Here is a 20246-nt window from a genome sequence, read left to right as displayed (position 1 = left end):
CGCTTATCTTTCCAGCAAGGCCAGCAGCGAGGACGTATCCCAACGGTTGCCGCCCATCTGCTGCACCTGCTTGTAGAACTGATCGACCAGCGCGGTGACCGGCAGCCTGGCGCCGTTGCGGTCGGCTTCATCGAGGCAGATGCCGAGGTCCTTGCGCATCCAGTCGACGGCGAAGCCGAAATCGTACTTGCCGGCGTTCATGGTCTTGTGGCGGTTTTCCATCTGCCAGGAACCGGCCGCTCCCTTGGAGATGACCTCGACCACCTTCTCGATGTCGAGACCCGCCTTCTTGCCGAAATGAATGCCCTCGGACAAGCCCTGCACGAGGCCGGCGATGCAGATCTGGTTGATCATCTTGGTGAGCTGGCCCGCACCCGCCGGTCCCATCAGGCCGACCATGCGGGCAAAGGCGTCGATCACCGGCTTCGAGCGGTCGAACACGGCCTGCTCGCCGCCGACCATGACGGTGAGCACGCCGTTCTCGGCGCCCGCCTGGCCGCCCGACACCGGTGCGTCGAGGAAGGAAAAGCCGCGCTCGGTGGCGGCCGCCGCCAGTTCGCGCGCGACTTCGGCGGAAGCGGTGGTGTTGTCGATGAACACCGCGCCCTTCTTCATGGCGGCGAACGCGCCCTGCGCGCCGATCGTCACCTCGCGCAGGTCGTCGTCGTTGCCGACGCAGGAGAAGACGAAGTCCTTGCCTTCAGCTGCCTCGGCCGGCGTGCGGGCGAAAGCGCCGCCGTGCTCGGCCGCCCATTTCTCCGCCTTGGCGGTGGTGCGGTTATAGACGGTGACGTCGTGGCCGCCCTTGTGCTTCAGGTGCGCGGCCATCGGGTAGCCCATCACGCCAAGACCGAGAAACGCCACTTTCGCCATGTCGATAATCCCCTTGCTGATTGCGCTGGCGTTCTACCGCATTGCACAAGCCGAGGGGAAGGCGAAAGGGCGGCTGGACCAGCCATTCACCGCTTCAAGTGGCGGGTGAGGCGGCGCTCGATCCACTCGATGCCGTGGCGCAGCGTCTCGACGATCATCAGGTAGATGACCGCCGCCCACAGATAGGACTGGAAGTCGAAGGTGCGCGAATAGGTGAAGCGGGTGATGCCCATCAGGTCGTAGACGGTGATGATGGAGACGATGGCCGAGCCCTTGACCATCAGGATCACCTCGTTGCCGTAGGGGCGCAACGCCACCACCGCCGCCTGCGGCAGGATGACCTTCCACATGGTCTGCAATCTGTGCAGGCCGAGCGAGGCCGCACCCTCCCACTGGCCGCGCGGCACGCTTTCGATGGCGCCGCGCAGCATTTCGGCCTGATAGGCGGCGGTGTTCAGCGAAAAGGCGAAGATCGCGCAATACCAGGCCTCGCGGAAGAACCACCACAGGCCGACCGATTGCAGCTCGGGCCGAAAGGCGCCGAGGCCGTAGTAGACGAGGAAGGTCTGCGCCAAGAGCGGCGTGCCGCGGAAGAAGTAGACATAGGCGTAGGCGAGACCGGAAAAGACCGGATTCTTCGACATGCGGCCAAGCGCGACCGGGATCGACAGGATGGCGCCGATGACGATGGAGACCGCCACCAGCCCGACGGTGACGCCGAGGCCATACAGGTAGCCGGGGCCGTATTTCTCGACCAGGGGGAGGTTCCAGGACGTGACGAGGAACCAGACGAGGCCGACGGCCAGCAGGATCCACAGCGCCACCAATATGTGCCCGGCGATGCGCTGCCCCGACCAGCCGCGCGGCGGCAGCGGCGGGGGCGCTTCGTCGAGCGCGGTGCCGGCGGCGCTCATCGGCGCATGTCCCGGTTGTCGACGGACCGCTCGATGGCGCGGATGCCGAAGGAGGAGATGACCGACAGCACCAGATAGACCAGCGTGGCGAAGCCAAAGAACAGGAAGGCGTGCTTGGTGACGCGCGCGGCGATGCTGGTCTGGCGCAGGATGTCGCTCAGGCCGATCGCCGAAACCAGCGCGGTATCCTTGAGCAGGATCAGCCACAGGTTCGCGAGGCCGGGCAGGGCGATGCGGATCAGTTGCGGCAGGACGACGAGCCGCATGGTCTGCCAGTTGGTCAGGCCGATGGCATGGCCACCTTCGTACTGGCCGCTGGGAATGGCCTTGAAGGCCGAAAGGAAGACCTCGCTGGCGTAGGAGGAAAAGACCACGCCGAGCGCGATCATGCCGGCGACGAAGGCACTGACGTCCACCGTCGCGCCGGGGTCGAAAAGCTGGAACAGCTTCTGCAAACCGATCTGGCCGCCGAAATAGACCAGGAACAGCGTCAGAAGTTCCGGCAGGCCGCGGAAGATGGTGGTGTAGACATTGCCGGCCAGCCGCAGCGACGGCTCGCTCGACTGCTTGGCGAGGGCGACCAGGAAGCCAACCGCCAGGCCGACAGGCAGCGTGGCGAGCGCCAGCGAGACGGTAACGAAAACGCCGTAGGCGATATCATCGAGCCACCCCTCCGGCCCCCAGCTCAATAGCGTCCATGCGCCCGGCATACGCTCGATCGTTCCCCTGTGGCTTTTCTATCAGGCCGCGCGGTCTTTTTCCCCGCCGCGCGGTCCGGTGACGACACGGCCGGCGGAGATGTCTCCGCCGACCGCGACCAGAGCTGTAATCAGGATTCGGCGCCGTAGACGTCGAACTTGAAGTACTTGTCGTTGATTTCCTTGTACTTGCCGTTGGCGCGGATGGCCTTGATGGCTTCGTTCAGCTTGTCCACCAGTTCCTTGTCGCCCTTGCGCACGGCGATGCCGGCGCCGGGGCCGAAGATATCGACCGGCTGCGGCTCGGGCGTGCCGAGGATCTTGCAGCAGGCGCCGTCCGGCGTCTCCAGCCACTGCGAAAGCACGACGATGTCGTCCTCGATGGCGTCGAGACGGCCATTGACGAGGTCAAGCTGCTCTTCGGGGCTCGACGGATAGCCTTTCACGGTCGAGTCCGTGTAGGTCTGCGAGGCGTAGTTGAAGTGCGTGGTGGAGGTGGCGACGCCGATCGTCTTGCCGGCGAGGTCGGCCTTGGTGGTGCCCTTCAGGTCGCTGTCCTTGGGCACGACGATGGCCGAGGGCGTGTTGTAGTACTTGCCGGAGAAGTCGACCTTCTCGGCGCGTTCCGGGGTGATCGACATGGAGGCGATGATGGCGTCGAACTTGCCGGCCTGCAGGGCGGGAATGATGCCGTCCCAGTCCTGCGTGACCCACTCGCACTTCACCTTCATCTGCTCGCAGAGCGCGTTACCGATGTCGATGTCGAAGCCTTCGAGCTTGCCGTCGGCGGTGAGGTTGTTGAAGGGCGGATAGGCACCTTCGGTGCCGAGCTTGAGAACCTTGTCCTCGGCGTGGGCGACGCCCAGCGCTAGCATGGCGGCGGATGCCGCCAGGGCGATACGCAATGCAATACGCATGATGTTCCTCTCTGAATGGTCCCGACCGTTGTTGCAAACGGCTTCTTGGGACGGCGCCTGTGGCCGTCCGCTGGCGGATACTCCCACTGTTTCCAGCAAAAAAGCAACTGCAAAACCACGGCCCGGCGCTTTGGCGGCTATTGCTGGGCCAGAGGTCAGGCGATGCGTTGACAGACTGCGGCAACCTGTCGCCGCACAAGAATAAAATCAGCGGGTGAGTCCGGCGTCCCGCTCGACGAAATCGGCGATGGCGGCGATGTCGTCGAGGTCGAAGACCGGCAGCGTTTCGCCGGCTTGCGCGGAATCGGCGGCGACGGCGACGATGTTGGGATCGGAGGGCGAAAGCGGCTCGCGGTTTTTCGCCTCGCGCCTGCGGGCCTCGATCTTGCGATGCGCTTCCCTCTTGTAGCCCTCGACGATGACGATGTCGGCCGGCGCCATGCGCTGGAGGATGGCTGCCAGCGGCGGCTCCTCCTCGTCACGCAGTTCATGCATCAGCGCCCAGCGGCGGCCGGAAACGATCGCCACTTCCGTCGCGCCGGCCTGGCGGTGGCGGAAGGAATCGGCGCCCGGCTTGTCGATGTCGAAATCGTGATGAGCGTGTTTGACGGTCGACACCCGCCAGCCGCGCCGCACCAGTTCGGTCACCAGTTTCTCGGTCAGCGTGGTCTTGCCGGAGTTCTTCCAGCCGGTGACGCCGAAGATGCGGCTGGCAGTCATGCGAGGCTCCGCGACAACCGCTCGGCCTCGGCGAGGTCTTGCGGCGTGTTGATGTTGAAGAAAGGATCGAAGGTGCCGCCGCCGGCAAGCTCCGCCGGCGGGAAATCGACGTCGACATGCGCGTTGGCGTCGATGAAGGCGGTGACGCGCCGGTTGCCGTCGTCGACCAGCATGCGCCGCAACGGATCGGTAAGCGTGAGCGGCCACAGCGCGAAGGTCGGGTGCCGGCGTTCGCCGCAACGGGCGACCGCGATGGTGCTGGCCCGGCCGGCGGTGGCGGCGAGCAGGCGCCGGACGAGGTCTTCAGGGAAGAACGGCGTGTCGGACGCCGCCGTCGCCAGCCATCGGCACGGCGTCGCGGCGGCAGCCCATTCCAGACCGGCGAGCAGCCCGGCCAGCGGCCCGGCGAATCCGGGAACGGTGTCCGCCACCACCGGCAAGGACAGGGCGCCGAAGCGCGCGGGGTCGCCGTTGGCGTTCAGGGCCAGCGCTCCGACCTGGGGCCGCAGGCGATGAATGACCTGAGCGAGCAGAGTGCTTCGGCCAAGCGGCGCCAGCGCCTTGTCGCCGCCGCCCATGCGCCGCGACAGGCCGCCCGCCAGGATGATGCCTGCAACGCCCTCGTTCATCTCTCTGCCAAACCGCATTCGTGCCGGTCGGGCCTATATGCCGTCCGGGGCGAGGTTCGGTCCAGTGCTTTCGGAGGCCGCCTTGCCGCGGCCGGTGACGCGCTCGCGGTAGAGCGTATAGACCCCGGAGCCGACGATGATGAACGCCCCGAGGATCATGGCGGAATCGGGGAAGTCGCCGAACACCATCACGCTCAGCACGATCGACCACAGAAGGGCGGTGTAGCGGAAGGGTGCGATAAAGGAGATGTCGCCGACCCGCATGGCCATGATGATGAACTGGTAGCCGATCAGCACCAGGACGGCGGCCAGTGCCAGGAAACCGGTGCTTGCATGGGTCATCGGCGACCAGCCGCCCATGACGGGAAGCAGCGCGGCGCCCAGCACCGTCATGGCCACCGAGGTCACACCCGAGATCAGCAGGGTGGGGACGTCGTCGGGGATGCGCCGGGTGACCAAATCGCGCACCGCGCAGAAGCATACGCTGCCCAAGACCAGCAGCGAATAGGCGCTGAAGCCCGCGAAGCCCGGCCGAACGATGACCAGCACGCCGGCGAAGCCGACGGTGATCGCCAGCCATCGCCGCCAGCCGACGCCCTCGCCGAAGAACAGCGCAGCCCCCATCGTCACCGCCAGCGGCAGGGCCTGCTGCATGGCCGAAACGTTGGCGAGCGGCAGGTGGGCGAGCGCCAGAAGATAGCAAATGGTGCCCCCGGCCTCGCCGGTGACGCGCAGGGCGATCAGCGGCTGCAGCGCCAGACGCGGCCGGGCCAGCGCGCCCTGCTGCCAGGCGAGCAGGCCGACCAGGGCGGTGGCGAAGACGCCGCGCACCAGCATCACCTGCGCCATGCTCATCGATTCGGAAGAAAATTTGGTGATCGCGTCGTTGAGCGTGAAGGCCGCCATGGCGACGACCATGAAGAGCGCGCCGCGAAAATTGGGAGAAAGGGGCACGAGACGCTCCGACCGGGCGGTTCGGGATAGTCGATGGATGGTTCAGCCTTTACCCGAGACGGGGCGGACAGCAACGCCAAAGCGATGGGCCACCGGCCTTGACGAAACAGGGGTTTGCGGTTGTCCGGCAAATCCGCATGGCCGCGATGTCCGGATATGACAGGATTGTGCGCTGCGGCATATTGAAAGCTAAGCAGGCTTATAATATATGGCGCTCATGGTTTCCGACGGCATAGAAAGACTGGGATTTCTGATCCACGACGTGCAGCGCCACATGCGCAAGCGTTTCGACGCGCGCGCCAGCGCCTTCGGCCTGTCCGCCGCGCAGTGGCGGCTGATGGTGCGCGCCGCGAAAGAGGAAGGAATCACCCAGGCTCGCCTGGCGGAACTTCTCGAAATCGAGCCGATCAGCGTCTCACGCCTCGTCGACCGCATGGAAGAGGGCGGCTGGGTGGAGCGGCGAGCCGATCCTTCCGACCGGCGGGTGCGGACGGTTTATCCCACGCCCAGGGCCCGCGAGGCCTATGCGTCGGTCAAAAGCATGGCGGGCGATGTTTACGAAGAGGCATTGGCCGGGCTTTCCCGGGATCAGCGGCGCACGCTGATCGTCTGCCTCGACAAGATCGTTGAGAATCTCGGGGACGGCGAGACGTCGTCCTGCGACATGGCAAAAAAGACGGAAAGCGTAACAGCATGAACGCGGTCACCAAAGTGGACGAGAACGTGACGAAGCTGGAAATGGAAGCTCCGGCGCAGCCGGCGGCTCCCGCCGCGGTCGTGCCGCCGCTGCCGGAGCCCGCCGCACAGCCGAAAAAGAAGAAGCGCGGCCGCAGCCGTTTCATCCTCATGTTCGCGCTGCCGCTGCTTCTGGCGGCCGGCGGCGCCTATGTGTGGGTGACGGGCGGCCGCTACGAGGAGACCGACAACGCCAACCTGCGGCAGGCGCGGGTTTCGATTTCGGCCGACACCGCCGGCCGCATCGTCGAGGTCGACGTCGCCGACAACCAGTCGGTCAAGAAGGGCGACGTGCTGTTCAAGATCGACCCGCAACCCTACCAGATCGCGCTGGCGCAGGCGGACGCCGCGGTCGCTAACGCGCGCCTCAATGTCGAGCAGCTTCGCGCCGCCTACAGCCAGGCGATGGCGCAGGAGAAGTCGGCCGCCAGCGAAGTGAACTACGCGCAGTCGCAGTTCGACCGCGCTTCCGACCTCGCCAAGAAGGGCATCAACACGACCTCGGCCCTCGACGAGGCCCGCAACGATCTCGACAAGGCCAAGCAGCAGCTGGCCGTGGCGGAACAGGGCATCGAGAGCGCCAAGGCCGCGCTCGGCGGCAATCCGGCCATCGAGACGGACAAGCATCCGGCCGTGCTGGCCGCGCTCGCCCAGCGCGACAAGGCGGCCTTCGACCTGTCGCAGACCACCGTGGCGGCGCCAGCCGACGGCGTCGTCTACCAGGCCGCGTCGTTCAAGGTCGGCCAGTACGTTTCCACCGGAACGCCGCTGTTTGCGCTGGTCGAAACCGCCGACACCTGGATCGACGCCAATTTCAAGGAGACCCAGCTTACCCACCTGAAGCCCGGCCAGAGCGCCGAGGTGGTGCTGGACACCTATCCGGGCCGGACCTTCAAGGCGACCGTCGAGGCGATCGGCGCCGGCACCGGCGCGGAGTTCTCGCTGCTGCCGGCGCAGAACGCCACCGGCAACTGGGTCAAGGTCACGCAGCGCATTCCGGTGCGGCTGACGCTGGACGACAACGCCGGGAAACTGGCGCTGCGCACCGGCATGAGCGCCGACGTCACCGTCGATACCGGCCACACGCGCGGTTTCGCCGGCCTGTTCGGCGGCCACGCCGTGGCGGCGGAAGGCGAGTAAGCGTTTTCCGGCCGCGGTATCTGCGGCCGACCCCATCGGAACAGCATCCCCACAGGTGCGGTTCCGTACTCCGGGTGGCTGGGCGATCAGCCGATGATCCCGGGACCGGCTATCCCCCCGTTGCCGGTCGCGAGATCGTCGGCGTAGCCGGCCACCCGGAACCCGGTTCACCGGCGGCAAGATTGAAAGACCGGCTGCGGCCGGCAAGGTCCAGACAATGAGCACGCCCGAAACCCATAGCGAAGTTCCCCATCGCGGCCTGATTACCGTCTCCATCATGCTGGGGACGATCATGCAGGTGCTCGACACGACGATCGCCAACGTGGCGCTGCCGTCGATGACGGGCGACCTCGGCGCCTCGCAGGACACCATCAACTGGGTCCTGACCTCCTATATCGTGGCCGCCGCCATCATGACGCCGGTCACCGGCTGGCTGGCCGACCGGCTCGGCCGCAAGCAGCTCTTCCTGACTTCGGTGGTCGGCTTCGTCGTCATGTCGATGCTGTGCGGCATCGCCTGGAGCCTGGAGTCCATGGTGGCCTTCCGGCTGATGCAGGGCGTGTTCGGCGCGGCGATCGTGCCGCTGTCGCAGACCTTCCTGCTCGACATCAACCCGCGCGAGCGCCATGGCCAGGCGATGGCCATCTGGGGCGCCGGCATCATGGTCGGCCCGATCATCGGCCCGACGCTCGGCGGCTGGCTGACCGAGAGCTTCAACTGGCGCTGGGTCTTCTTCATCAACCTGCCGGTCGGCATCATCGCCTTCCTCGGCTCGGCCGCCTACCTGCCCAACATCGCCAAGCGCGTCAGGTCTTTCGACTTCTTCGGCTTCGCCATGCTGTCGCTCGGCGTCGGCGCGCTGCAACTGATGCTGGACCGCGGCGCCGACGCCGACTGGTTCTCCTCGGTCGAGATCTGGATCGAGCTGGGGCTCGCCATCACCGGCTTCTGGGTCTTCATCGTCCATATGCTGACGGCCGAGCATCCGTTCATCGACCCGAAGATCTTCCTCGATCGCAATTTTGCGACGGGGTTGGTGTTCATCTTCGTCATCGGCGTCATTCTTCTCGCCAGCCTCGCGCTGCTGCCGCCGATGCTGTCGACCATCTTCGGCTACCCGACCATAACCACCGGCCTCGTCATGGCGCCGCGCGGCGTCGGCACGATGATCTCGATGCTGATCGTCGGCCGCATCGTGCGCATCGTCGATGCACGCATCCTGGTGGTCGTCGGCCTGCTTCTGACGGCGCAGTCGCTTTACACCATGTCGGGCTTCTCGCCGCAGATGGACAGCTGGCTCATCATCAGCAGCGGCGTCGTCCAGGGCCTCGGCCTCGGCCTTGTCTTCGTGCCGCTGTCGACGGTGGCGTTCGCGACGCTGGAGGCGCGCTACCGTACCGACGCCACGGCGCTGTTTTCGCTGGTGCGCAACATTGGTTCCTCCATCGGCATCTCGATCGTGTCGGTGCTGTTGACGCGCAACATGCAGATCAACCACGCCGAACTCGGCGCCTACATCAACCCGTTCAATCCCAATCTATGGGAGGCCTCGCCGGCCGCGGCGCTGGGCGACCCCAACGCGCTGTCGCAGTTGAACGGGATGGTCAACATCCAGGCGCTGATGATCTCCTACGTCAACGACTTCAAGCTGATGATGGGCGTGACCCTGCTTGCCCTGCCGCTCATCTTCCTGCTGCGCAAGCCCAAGCATGCGCCGTCTGGCGGCGGTGGCGGTGCGCCGGCGGCGCATATGGACTAGGGTTAGGGGAATAGGGGAATAGGGGAATAGGGGAATAGGGGAATAGGGAGAGTGCTCTTCCCCTATTCCCCTACCGCCATACTCCCTTATTCCCCTCTTGTCCTACTTCCCCAGCACCATCGCCCAGTAGCGCCAGTCGCTGTTCTTGCCGTCGCGGACATAGGCGAGGCCGAAGCGAGTGAAGCGCCGGTCCAGCATGTTGCGCCGGTGCGGCGGCGAGTTTTCCCAGGTGTTCAATACGCGCGCGGTGTCCATGCGGCCGGCGGCGATGTTTTCGGCCGCGGCGCCCGCGATGCCGTTGGCCTTCACGCGGGCGGCGAAATCCTTGCCCCAGCCCGTCGTGTGCTCCATGCGGCCGGCGGCGGCCATATAGCGGGCCTGCTGCAAGGCGGTCTGCTCCAGTTGCGGGTCCGGCGCCAGGGCGGAAAAGCCCTGTTCGGTGCGAAAGGCGTTGAGGGCAGGGGCCGCCGCACTCGACGCGCCGCCGCCTTCGCCCGTTGGCTGCATGCTGCCGCAGGCCTGCAGGGCCAGCAGCGCGGCCAGCCAGAGGCCTGCGAAAACCGTTTTTGCGGTTCGGGACGGCGTCGACGGAGTGTGAAGCGCAAGGGAGCTCATACCGTCTTGATAGCGGCGATCATGGCATTTGCCGGGCAGGGTGGGCGGCGGCGATCAGTCGCGCGGCGAGATCGAGCGTCAGTTCGTCGAAATGCGAGATCACGACGGACGGTTCGAACTCGCTGACATGACGGTCGGTGTAGCCGAAGTCGACGGCCACGACCGGAATGCCGGCGGCCTTGGCGGTGTCGATGTCGGTCTGCGAATCACCCACCATGACGGCGCGGTCGGGATCGCCGCCGGCGCGCCTGATCGTCTCCAGAAGGTGGCGCGGGTCCGGCTTGCGGAAGGCGAACGTGTCCTGGCCGGCGATGGCGGCGAAATGTTTCGTCATCCCCAGCGCCTCGATCAGCGCCAGTGAGTTCGCCTCATATTTGTTGGTGCAGATGGCGAGCAGATAGCCCGCTTCCTCGAAGCGGGCGATGGCCGGCAGGACGCCGGGATAAGGGCGCGACTTGCCTGGAATGTTGATCGTGTAGTGATCGACGAACAGCGAATGCAGACGGTCGTGTTCGGCGGCGGCGAGCGCCTTTTGCCGGGCGGCGAAGGCGCGCTCGATCATGACGCGGCCGCCATGGCCGACGAAGCCCTTGAAGCCGATCTCGTCGACGGCCGGCAGGTCGCCGGCGGCAAGGCTGTGGTTCAGGCTCTCGAGCAGGTCGGGCGCGGTGTCGATCAGGGTGCCGTCGAGGTCGAATACGATGATGGGGCGCTGCATGTCGGGTCCTTCGCCTGTTACCGCTGCCGGATAGTCCCTGCGGGCGTTACAGGCAAGGACAGACTGCCCTTTGACGCATTCCGCAAAAATGCTAGGAGCCCGGCAGGAAAAGCGGAACCGCCTCCATGAATGCCAGCGAACTGAAGGTCGAAGCCGCCCGTGCGGCGCTTGCGCATGTCGGCGACGGTATGCGGCTGGGCATCGGCACGGGTTCGACGGCCGAGGCGTTCGTGCGGCTTCTCGCCGAGAAGGTGGCGGGCGGGCTCACCGTCATCGGCGTGCCGACCTCCGAGCGGACGGCGGCGCTCTGCCTCGAACTGGGCGTGCCGCTTTCGACGCTGGACGATACGCCCGAACTCGATCTCACCATCGACGGCGCCGACGAGATCGATCCGGACTTGTCTCTTATCAAGGGCGGCGGCGGGGCGCTTTTGCGCGAGAAGATCGTCGCGGCCGCCTCCCACCGCATGATCGTCATCGCCGACGCTTCCAAGATCGTCGACACCCTCGGCCGTTTTCCGTTGCCGATCGAAGTCAACAAGTTCGGCCTCAGGGCCACCGAACTCGCCATCGCCGCGGCTGCCGAGAATCTGGGTCTTTCGGGGCCGGTCGCCTTGCGCATGACGGGCGCGGCGCCTTTCGTGACCGACGGCGGCCATTTTATTCTCGACGCATCTTTTGGCCGCATTCCGGATACAAGAGCACTTTCGAACGCTCTCCACGCCATTCCGGGCGTGGTCGAGCACGGCCTTTTCATCGGTCTGGCCTCGGCGGCGATCGTCGCCGGCAGCGATGGTATCAAGACCGTCCACGCCCGATAAAACCAGGGAGTCCTGTCGATCATGATGTTGAACAAGCGGGTCCGGTGCCTTGCAGCCGCGCTGGCGGCATCCGCCGTCATCGCCTTTTCCCTGCCGGCGCTGGCGCAGGACGTGTCCGAATCGCATCTCAAGGCAGCGCATGAGGCGATTTCGGCGCTGCACGCGACCGACCCCTTCGACAACATCCTGCCTGCTGCGGCGGCGGGCTTGCAACAGCAGCTCATCCAGAAGAACCCGGATATGGAACAGCTGATCAGCACCACCATATCGGAAAAGGCGCTGGCGCTCGCCTCGCGTCGCGCCGACCTGGAGAACGAAGCGGCCACGGCCTACGCCAAGTCGTTTTCCGAGCAGGAGCTGAAGGACATCGCCGCTTTCTATTCGTCGCCATCGGGCAAGAAGCTGCTGGAAACCGGCCCCATCGCCACGCGCGAATTGGTCAAGGCCGCCGAAATCTGGCAGAACGGCATCGCACGCGACCTGGCGCAGCAAGTGGGCGAGGCGCTGGCCGCCGCCTCCAAGACCAAGGCGCCTGCCGCGCCCGCCGACGGTACCGCAGCACCCGCCGACGACGCGGCCAAGCCCGCCGACAGCGGCAACGGCGGCTGAACCTCCAAAACATCTGTGTCAAAGGCCCGGCGTCGTCCGGGCCTTTTCTTTTGGCCTTCCGCCGCATACCTGTGGATCTGTTCATTCTCTTCGGGAGTTCGCCATGACGACCTACGACTACGACCTTTTCGTCATCGGGGGCGGCTCCGGCGGCGTGCGGGCGGCGCGGGTGGCGGCCGCGCTTGGCAAGCGCGTGGGCATCGCCGAGGAGTATCGTTTCGGCGGCACCTGCGTCATTCGCGGTTGCGTGCCGAAGAAACTGTTCGTCTACGCTTCGCAGTTCCCCGAACATTTCGAGGATGCGGCCGGCTACGGCTGGACGGTGCCTCAGGCGCGCTTCGACTGGGCGACCCTGATCGCCAACAAGGACAAGGAAATCGGCCGCCTGGAGGCGATCTACAAAAGGAACGTCGAAGGCGCCGGCGGCGAAACCTTCCAGACGCGCGCCACGCTGATCGATCGCCATACGGTGCGGCTGGAAAGCCTGAACCGGACCGTCACCGCCGACCAGATCCTGATCGCCACCGGCGGGCGGCCGGCGGCGCATCCGGCGCTGCCGGGCAATGAATTCTGCATATTCTCCAACGAGGCGTTCCATCTCGCGGAACTGCCGAAGGCGATCGCCATCGAGGGCGGCGGCTATATCGCCGTCGAGTTCGCCAACATCTTCCATGGTCTCGGCGTCGAGACCACGCTGATCTATCGCGGCACCGAAATCCTCGGCCGTTTCGATATGGACCTGAGGACAATGCTGCACGAGACGATGGAGAAGAAGGGCATCCGCATCCTGTGCCGTTCGCTGTCGGAAAAAGTGGTCAAGCGTGCCGACGGGCGGCTCGACGTGACGGTGACCGGCGGCGAGGTGCTGACGGTGGACCAGATGATGCTCGCCATCGGCCGCGTCCCGAACACCGAATCGCTCGGCCTGGACAAGGCCGGCGTCGAGCTCGACAAGAAGGGCGCCATCGTCGTGGACGCGTATTCTCGCACCAGCGTCGACAACATCTGGGCGGTCGGCGACGTCACCGACCGGGTGCAGCTGACGCCGGTGGCGATCCACGAGGCGATGTGCTTTGTCGAGACCGCTTTCAAGAACAATCCGACGAAGCCCGACCACGACACCATCGCCACCGCCGTCTTCTCGCAGCCGGAGATCGGCACCGTCGGCCTGTCGGAGGACGAGGCGACCAAACGATTCGCCGAGCTGGAAATCTATCGCGCTTCGTTCCGGCCGATGCGCCATACCTTGTCCGGCCGCCAGGAAAAGATGCTGATGAAGCTGGTGGTGGACGGCAAGAGCCGCAAGGTAATCGGCGCGCATATCCTCGGCCCGGATGCCGGCGAGATGGCGCAACTGCTCGGCATTCCGATCAAGGCGGGCCTCACCAAGGACGATTTCGACCGCACCATGGCCGTGCATCCCACGGCGGCGGAAGAACTGGTCACCATGTACAAGCCGACCTACCGGGTGAAGGACGGCGCGCGCATCGACTGACGCGCGCCGCCGCTGGCGCGATGCCTTAAAGAAGCGTGCCGCGCAGGATGACCAGCGCCACCGAGAAATAGATGGCGAGGCCGGTGACGTCGACCAGCGTGGCGACGAACGGTGCCGACGCGCTTGCCGGATCGAAGCCGAGCCGCTTCAGGGCGAAGGGCAGCATGGAGCCGGTAAGCGATCCGAAGGTGACGATACCGATCAGCGCCACTCCGATCGTGGCGGCGATGAGATGCCAGTGCGGGCCGTAGTCGTAGAGGTCCAGATGCTGCCAAAGGGTGATGCGGGCGACGCCGACCAGGCCGAGCATGGTGCCGAGCATCAGGCCGCTCGGCAGTTCGCGCAGGGCCACCCGCCACCAGTCGGCCAGTGAAATTTCGCGTAGCGCCAGGGCGCGGATGACAAGCGACGTCGCCTGCGAGCCGGAGTTGCCGCCGGAGCTCATGATGAGCGGAATGAACAGCGTCAGCACGATGGCTTTTTCCAGCTCGACCTCATAGTGCTGCATGACGCTCGCCGTCAGCATTTCGCTGAGGAACAGGGCGCACAGCCAGCCGCCGCGCTTGCCGATCATCGGCAGGAAGCCCATCTTCATGTAGGGCACGTCCAGCGCCTCCATGCCGCCGAAGCGATGCACGTCCTCGGTCGTCTCCTCGATCATGGCGTCCATGATGTCGTCGACGGTGACGATGCCCAGCATGCGGCCGTTCTCGATGACGGGGAGGGCCAGGAGGTCGTATTTCGACATCTGGCGCGCGACGTCCTCGCGGTCGGTGAGCGGGGTGGCGCTGACCGGCGTGCGGTCGGGCGCGACGTCGAGGATGCGATCGTCGGAGTTGCCGGTGATCAGCCGGCGCAGGCTCAGCGCACGCAGCAGCTCCTGCGTTCTTGGATCAACGATATAGATGGCGTAGATCGTCTCGCGGGTGCGCTCGACCTTGCGGATGTAGTCGAGCGTGCGGCCGACGGTCCAGTCCGGCGGCACGCTGACATATTCGGTCGTCATGATGGAGGCGGCGCTGTGCTCGGGATAGCCGAGGATGGACAGCAACGTGGCCCTGACGGCGGGGGAAAGCTCGCCAAGTACCTCGGAGCGCGCCGGTTCGGCCAGTTCGCGCAGCACATCGGCCGCGCGGTCCACCGACATCGCCGCCAGCAGCTTGCCGGCGCGCGCGCGCGGCAGCATGGTCACCAGTTCGGGCGCCGCCTCGAGTTCCGGCTTGTCGAAGATCTCGACCAGTCGCTCGAACGGTACTTCGGCGAGCAGTTCGGCGGCAACGTCGTGCGGTTCCCCGTTCAGGGCCTCGACGATGTCGGCGATGTGGTCGTTTGCGAGGATACGGGCGAAGGCGAGGGCATCGCTGCCCGCGACGCGTGCGAATTCGTTCATGGCTCACTCCTTGCCGCCCGGCTGGCGTGAGCCCTTCAGGTCACGTCAGACAGACGGCGATTGTGTTCGACTGTAACTGTCGCCAGGCATGGCGCGGTGACCTTTCTGTTCGCGGTTCTGGACAATGGTCCGGCGAACGGCCGCACCATAGGAGCAAGCGCCTGCAAGTCAATCGGAATTGCGCCCGCAAGACGGCCTTCGGACGGGGGTCGCGACACTGTGATGAGAGCGGCCGCGAAGCGCCGGAACGAGGGCTCAGCCACCGGTGGCCTTTCGGCGGGGCAGGGCGATGAAGCGGGCGCGGTCGCGGTCTTCCGCCTGCGCCTTGGTGCGCACCCGCATCAGGTCCTTCCAGCCGATGTAGCCGACAAGGGTGTTGTCCTCGCGCAACACGACGGGCAGGTGCGAGACGTTCGCGGTCTGCAGCTTTTCGGCCAGGCTTTCGAGATATTCGTCTGGATAAGCCAGCGTGATCTTGGCCCCTGTGAGCAATTCGCCAAGCGTTGCGTGGCGATGCACGCCGCGGCGGCGCCAGCGCATGATCTGAGGCGGGTCGATGACGCCGAGCACATGACCTTCCGCATCGACAACCGGGAAGCTGGGATGCTTGGTGTCGGGTGAGGTCAGGTGCGCAGCCGCGCCATGCAGCGTCATTGCCGAAGGCACCGTCTCCACGCCGGTCGTCATCACCTCGCTGACCCTGGTCAGCGCAAAGGGATCGACACGGTATTCGCGCACCAGGTGCAGGCCGCGCCGCGCGATCTTCTCGGTGAGGATGGAGCGCTTCATCATCAGCACGGTGGCGGCGTGCGCGGTGGCGCAGGCGGCGATCAGCGGCACCAGGGCCTGCGTGTCGCCGGTCAGTTCGACGGCGAAGAAGGTGGCCGTCAGCGGCGCGCGCATGGTGCCGCCCATGGTCGCGGCCATGGCGAGCAGCGCCCAGAAGCCGGGGTCGGCTGGCGGAAGCACGCCGGCCAGAACGGTGCCCATGGCGCCGCCGATGATGAGCAGCGGGGCGAGCACGCCGCCGGACGTGCCCGAACCCAGCGCCACCGACCAGATAATCGCCTTGACCAGCAAAAGCAGCAGCGCCGCTTTCAGGACGGTCTCGCCGGCCAGCATCTCGGCGATATTGGAATAGCCGACGCCGAGCGCGTTCGGCTCGATCAGGCCGCCGAGACCGACGATCAGGCCGCCGATCGCCGGCCACCACATCCAGTGGATCGGCAGCTTCAGGAAGGCGTCTTCGCAGCGGTAGACGATCTGGGTGAGGAGGCCCGACAGCAGCCCGCCGCACAGGCCGATGAACATCCAGCCGGCAAGGCCGGTCAGCGTGATCGCCATTTCGGCGTGGGTGGCGAACAGCGGCGAGGGCAGGTGGAGCATCGTGCGCTCGACATCGGCCAGGATGGCGGCGGCGGCAACCGGCACGAAGCTGCGCGGCGTCCATTCGAACAGCAGCAGTTCGACCGCCAGCATGATGGCGGCGATCGGCGTGCCGAACACGGTGGTCATGCCGGCGGCAGCACCCGCCACCAGCAGCGTCTTGCGCTCCGCGTCGGAGACGGGCAGCGCCTGTGCGATCAGCGAGCCGATGGCGCCGCCGGTCATGATGATCGGCCCCTCGGCGCCGAACGGGCCGCCGGTGCCGATGGAGATCGCCGAGGAGAGCGGCTTGAGGATCGCAACCTTGAAGGAGAGCCGCGAGCGGCCGAGCAGGATGGCTTCCAGCGCTTCCGGAATGCCGTGGCCGCGGATCTTGTCCGAGCCGTAGCGCGCCATCAGCCCGACGATCAGCGCGCCGACGACCGGTACCAGCACGGCGAACAGGCCAAGCGGGGTGTCCTGCAATTTGAGGTCGGCCAGCGTCGCCTGGCCGAAATAGGACAGGTTGGTGGCGAGCTTTATCAGGTCCATCAGAAGCACGCCGGCGCCGACGGCCACGGTCGCCACCACCGCTGCTATGGCCGCGATCAGCAGCATGCGCGCATCCGTGGTGAAGTCGCTCATGGCGTGCTGGTCTGGCTGGCCGGTCTTCATTGCAGTATGTCTTTCGAGAATCCAGGATCGGCGGCTATGCTGCCGGCCGTCTGCGCGAGGGGCCGACGGTGATCGCTCTCTATCGCAACACGATATAAATTCAAGTCGTATGTGGTCCGCGTGCGGACCGATCGGGGTGGAAACGGGCATGAGTACGGAAAAATCGCAGCGACGGCGGGGTGCCGAGATCACGCAGGCCGACTATCACGCGCTGTCGCAGTTCCGTTACCTGATCCGCTGCTTCCTCGAATTCAGCCAGAACGCGGCCAAGGCGGTCGGCCTGCAGCCGCGCCACCATCAGGCTCTATTGGCCATCAAGGGCTTTCCCGGCGGCGGACCGGTGTCGGTGGGAGATCTGGCCGAGCGGCTTCGCATCCGCCACCACAGCGCGGTGGAACTGGTGGACCGGTTGAGCGAAGCGGGGCTGGTCGAGCGCCGCCACGCCGAGGACGACCAGCGCAAGGTCATGCTGATCCTGACCGAGCGGGCGGAAGCGCTGCTCGCCGAGCTTTCTGCCGCCCATCTCGACGAATTATCCCGCGTCGAGCCGATGCTGATCAAGGTGCTGTCGCGGCAGGACGGCTGAGAGCCTGTTTGGAAATTCTACTCTGACGGCCATCTGATGGCGGTTTCTGCGCTTCCGTTGCTCACGGACCAAATGTCCGCTGCGCTACGGTTCTCCAAACCACCACCATATGGCTCGCCAGAGCGAATTTCGAAACAGGCTCCGGGAAGCCGCCTGCGGCGTGTCGCGCCTACTTCTGCTTCAGCCGCAGGCGGGCGATGCGGCGCCAGCCTTCCTCCATCGCCGGCGAGCGGGTCGGCTGGCGCATCGCGGGGCGGTTGAGGATCTCGGTGATCTCGGCCGGCAGCGGCGGCTGGAGCGGCTTCTTTACGACGGTGCCGTCGGCGATCGTGACGACCGAATCGTAGAATTCCGTGCCGGAGGCCGAGCGCGGCGGGGTCGCCTCGTGCATGATGCTGATGACGGTGGCGTTGGGGCAATTGTCCTTGATCGCTTGGTGGAAGGCGATCTTGCCCTCCGGATCGAGCGCGGCCGAAGCCTCGTCGAGGAACAGCAGGCCCGGCTGCTGCAACAGGATGCGCGCCACCACCAGTTTCTGCTTCTGGCCGCCCGAAAGCTGCTGGTCCCAGCCCTTGCCCTGGCGGGTGACGTCGCCGAGGTGCTCGATGAACTCGCCGAGCCCGGCCTTGTGAAGGGCGGCCGCGACGCGCGCGTCCGAATGGTCCTCAGGTGCGTCGGGCAGGCAGACCTGTTCCTTCAGCGACACCTGCGGCAGGCGCACGTCCTGCGCGGCGTAGAAGCTCTTGACGCCCTCCGGCAGGACGATGGTGCCGCGCCCGTAGGGCCACAGGCCGTTGATGGCTTTCAGCAGCGATGTCTTGCCGCAACCGGACTCGCCACGCAGGAAAATCCATTCGCCGCGCCGGAATCGCAACTGGTCGATGGCCAGGAACGGCGTGGTGTCGTGACCCTCGTGCGCCAGTTCCAGGTTCTGGATGGTCAGCCCGAAGACCGGGTTCTGGCTGGTGCGGCGGAACTCCGAGCGGCCCGTCCGGCGATAGAATTCGTCCGGCTTCTGCACGTTCTCGATGGCGACGGCCACTTCGATGACGCGCTTGGAATTGGCGCGCAGCGTGGCGATGGCCGGCATGACGTGGATGAACCACGAGCACTGGCTGATCAGGGCGTTGACCAACTCCGCGCCGGTTATGTAGCCCTTGAGATCGATGCGGTTGTGGACGAAGGGGATCAGCCCGGGGCCGTAGGCGACGATGCGGGCGCCGACGAAATTGTAGACCCGCTCGAAGGAAGCGTAGCTGGCGCTCACGATGTTGTGGCGGCCCCAGGTCTGGTCGATGTCGACGTAAAGGCGCTCGTGCATGGCCTTCTGCACGTCCTCGCCGCGTGAGGCCGCGACATGGAAGGAACGGCGCAGCAGCGTCGTCAACTCGCCGCGATAGCTGCCCTCGGCCCGCTGCATACGGATCGAAAGCTGTTCCAGCATGCCGCCGAGCTTGACGGCGATCCAGGTGTTGAGCGGCACATAGACGGCCACGGCGACGAAGGCGAGCATGGCGCTGCCGTAGCTGCCGAGGAATTCGAGCCCGGCGACCTCGGTGGAGGAGGAGATCAGCTTCTGGCCGACGAAGTAGAGCGAGGTCGCCACCGCCATGACGCCCATGGCAAGGCCGATGGCGCCGCCCGTCATGTCCTTGATCGATTCCTGGACGCGCTGGTCGATGTTGTCGGGCGCCGGCGTGCCGGCGCCGTGCTGGGCATGGAAATGGCTGTGGTTTGCGTCCAGCAGCGCTTCGTTGAAACGGTTGTCCAGCCAGGCTCGCCAGCGGCGGTGCAGGGTGGCCGAAATATAGGTGCGGCTGCCGGTGATGCCGGCGTCCTTGATGACCACAAGTCCGACGAGGAAGGCCGCGTTCTCGAGCAGCGAGGTCAGCGGCGTGGTGTTGGCGGCATCGTGGAAGAAGGCGATCGAGTTGATCAGTTCGCCCGAAGCTTCCGCGAACCAGACACCCGCCTTCGACGACAGGGCGGTGAGCAGGGCGATCACCACCGTCAGCGTCCAGGCTTCCTTCCAACTGCTGGAGAACCAGTAGGCCCGCATCAGGCCCCAGAAATTGCGCATGGAAGAGACCGGGGTGGAGGCCGCCTTGCGGGGAGGCGCCGGCTGGGCCGCGTCACCTTTTTGTTCCGACATTGAGCGCCGCAGTCTGCCGCTCCGAATCACTATCCCGCCCAAACCTTTTTTCGTATTGTTACGGATGGTAACACCAATTGATCATTTTCCATTAATTTTGTTTGGGCATGGCGGATTGACGGCGCAAACGTGGCGAGAGAGCAACAGATGCCGTCTGTGACAATTTTGCAGAAATCGGATTTTCGTCAATAGATTCAGATTGTTGAGTCGCTTCGTCGCCAGCCGTCTTGCTTACGTAGGGGAAGATTTGGCAAGAAAAATTTAGCGGTCGAATGCTCCCGGACGACCCGCTTGAGGCGGCGTGATTGACCTTCGGATGCATTTCGACGGCTTTCGGCGTAACTTGATTCGAGGCTTTGGCGCTTCGTTTATCGTCACCGGACGAAGCTTCCGTGACAGCGCCGCCGCAGGCCGGCGGCCTGTCGGTCGCAAGCCGGGAAAATCCGCACTAGAATAGGAACCGGGCTTCCTGTAAGGAGCC

General features: G+C 65.6%; 19 protein-coding genes. 7 read left to right on the top strand and 12 right to left on the bottom strand.

Annotated features, from left to right (window positions below; all coding sequences use genetic code 11):
* Positions 1-3: 3 nt before the first annotated feature.
* The 7 genes from FGU64_RS04210 to FGU64_RS04180 form a co-directional block, all read right to left on the bottom strand.
* A complete protein-coding gene (locus FGU64_RS04210) occupies positions 4-873 on the bottom strand; it encodes an NAD(P)-dependent oxidoreductase (RefSeq protein WP_139951004.1) in 870 nt (289 codons plus the stop codon).
* Positions 874-959: 86 nt separating this feature from the next.
* Entirely contained in the window at positions 960-1787 is an 828-nt protein-coding gene (locus FGU64_RS04205) for an ABC transporter permease (RefSeq protein ID WP_139951003.1), read from the bottom strand.
* Entirely contained in the window at positions 1784-2497 is a 714-nt protein-coding gene (locus FGU64_RS04200; RefSeq protein WP_136353573.1) for an ABC transporter permease, read from the bottom strand. Before FGU64_RS04200 ends, FGU64_RS04205 begins: the two co-directional genes overlap by 4 nt.
* Before the next feature lie 119 nt (positions 2498-2616).
* Complete coding sequence (locus FGU64_RS04195; protein WP_136353575.1) at positions 2617-3402, bottom strand: ABC transporter substrate-binding protein; 786 nt, start codon at positions 3400-3402, stop codon at positions 2617-2619.
* 207 nt (positions 3403-3609) lie between these two features.
* Positions 3610-4122 (bottom strand): molybdopterin-guanine dinucleotide biosynthesis protein B, encoded by a 513-nt coding sequence (gene mobB / locus FGU64_RS04190; RefSeq protein ID WP_139951002.1) that lies wholly within the window; start codon positions 4120-4122, stop codon positions 3610-3612.
* The gene (gene mobA / locus FGU64_RS04185) at positions 4119-4751 is read right to left on the bottom strand and encodes a molybdenum cofactor guanylyltransferase MobA (RefSeq protein WP_139951001.1); all 633 of its coding nucleotides are present in this window, start codon (positions 4749-4751) and stop codon (positions 4119-4121) included. The genes mobB and mobA overlap by 4 nt, the downstream gene beginning before the upstream one ends.
* A gap of 33 nt (positions 4752-4784) precedes the next feature.
* Positions 4785-5705, bottom strand: coding sequence for a DMT family transporter (locus tag FGU64_RS04180; RefSeq protein ID WP_139951000.1), 921 nt, complete (start codon positions 5703-5705; stop codon positions 4785-4787).
* Positions 5706-5922: 217 nt separating this feature from the next.
* On the opposite strand from FGU64_RS04180, the gene FGU64_RS04175 reads away from it, so the two are divergent.
* The 3 genes from FGU64_RS04175 to FGU64_RS04165 all read left to right on the top strand — a co-directional run bounded on the left by FGU64_RS04175 (position 5923) and on the right by FGU64_RS04165 (position 9339).
* Positions 5923-6402: a MarR family transcriptional regulator gene (locus FGU64_RS04175; protein ID WP_136353999.1), complete on the top strand. Its 480-nt coding sequence runs from the start codon at positions 5923-5925 to the stop codon at positions 6400-6402.
* A complete protein-coding gene (locus FGU64_RS04170; protein WP_139950999.1) occupies positions 6399-7580 on the top strand; it encodes an HlyD family secretion protein in 1182 nt (393 codons plus the stop codon). Before FGU64_RS04175 ends, FGU64_RS04170 begins: the two co-directional genes overlap by 4 nt.
* Before the next feature lie 217 nt (positions 7581-7797).
* The gene (locus FGU64_RS04165) at positions 7798-9339 is read left to right on the top strand and encodes a DHA2 family efflux MFS transporter permease subunit (protein ID WP_139950998.1); all 1542 of its coding nucleotides are present in this window, start codon (positions 7798-7800) and stop codon (positions 9337-9339) included.
* 102 nt (positions 9340-9441) lie between these two features.
* On the opposite strand, the gene FGU64_RS04160 is transcribed toward FGU64_RS04165, so the two are convergent.
* Both FGU64_RS04160 and FGU64_RS04155 read right to left on the bottom strand, forming a co-directional pair.
* Positions 9442-9846 (bottom strand): CAP domain-containing protein, encoded by a 405-nt coding sequence (locus tag FGU64_RS04160; RefSeq protein ID WP_246671238.1) that lies wholly within the window; start codon positions 9844-9846, stop codon positions 9442-9444.
* Between the two features lie 127 nt (positions 9847-9973).
* Positions 9974-10672: a phosphoglycolate phosphatase gene (locus tag FGU64_RS04155; RefSeq protein ID WP_139950996.1), complete on the bottom strand. Its 699-nt coding sequence runs from the start codon at positions 10670-10672 to the stop codon at positions 9974-9976.
* Positions 10673-10797: 125 nt separating this feature from the next.
* Between FGU64_RS04155 and rpiA the strand changes: the two genes are divergently transcribed.
* The 3 genes from rpiA to gor all read left to right on the top strand — a co-directional run bounded on the left by rpiA (position 10798) and on the right by gor (position 13597).
* Positions 10798-11493, top strand: coding sequence for a ribose-5-phosphate isomerase RpiA (gene rpiA / locus FGU64_RS04150; RefSeq protein WP_139950995.1), 696 nt, complete (start codon positions 10798-10800; stop codon positions 11491-11493).
* Between the two features lie 21 nt (positions 11494-11514).
* Positions 11515-12102 (top strand): DUF2059 domain-containing protein, encoded by a 588-nt coding sequence (locus tag FGU64_RS04145; RefSeq protein ID WP_136353593.1) that lies wholly within the window; start codon positions 11515-11517, stop codon positions 12100-12102.
* Between the two features lie 103 nt (positions 12103-12205).
* Complete coding sequence (gene gor / locus FGU64_RS04140) at positions 12206-13597, top strand: glutathione-disulfide reductase (protein ID WP_139950994.1); 1392 nt, start codon at positions 12206-12208, stop codon at positions 13595-13597.
* 25 nt (positions 13598-13622) lie between these two features.
* Here gor and mgtE read toward each other — a convergent pair whose 3' ends face one another.
* Positions 13623-14987 carry a magnesium transporter gene (gene mgtE, locus FGU64_RS04135; protein ID WP_139950993.1) on the bottom strand — a complete coding sequence of 455 codons (1365 nt, stop codon included), beginning with the start codon at positions 14985-14987 and terminating at the stop codon, positions 13623-13625.
* A gap of 255 nt (positions 14988-15242) precedes the next feature.
* On the bottom strand, positions 15243-17027 hold the full coding sequence (locus FGU64_RS04130) for a chloride channel protein (protein ID WP_139950992.1): 1785 nt from the start codon (positions 17025-17027) through the stop codon (positions 15243-15245).
* 148 nt (positions 17028-17175) lie between these two features.
* On the opposite strand from FGU64_RS04130, the gene FGU64_RS04125 reads away from it, so the two are divergent.
* Entirely contained in the window at positions 17176-17613 is a 438-nt protein-coding gene (locus tag FGU64_RS04125; RefSeq protein WP_139950991.1) for a MarR family transcriptional regulator, read from the top strand.
* Positions 17614-17782: 169 nt separating this feature from the next.
* On the opposite strand, the gene FGU64_RS04120 is transcribed toward FGU64_RS04125, so the two are convergent.
* Entirely contained in the window at positions 17783-19693 is a 1911-nt protein-coding gene (locus FGU64_RS04120) for an ABC transporter ATP-binding protein/permease (RefSeq protein WP_139950990.1), read from the bottom strand.
* Positions 19694-20246 lie beyond the last annotated feature (553 nt).

It is taken from the genome of Mesorhizobium sp. 8, from assembly GCF_006351905.1.
Classification (GTDB): domain Bacteria; phylum Pseudomonadota; class Alphaproteobacteria; order Rhizobiales; family Rhizobiaceae; genus Mesorhizobium; species Mesorhizobium composti.
This window is presented reverse-complemented; position numbering and strand designations above follow the sequence as displayed.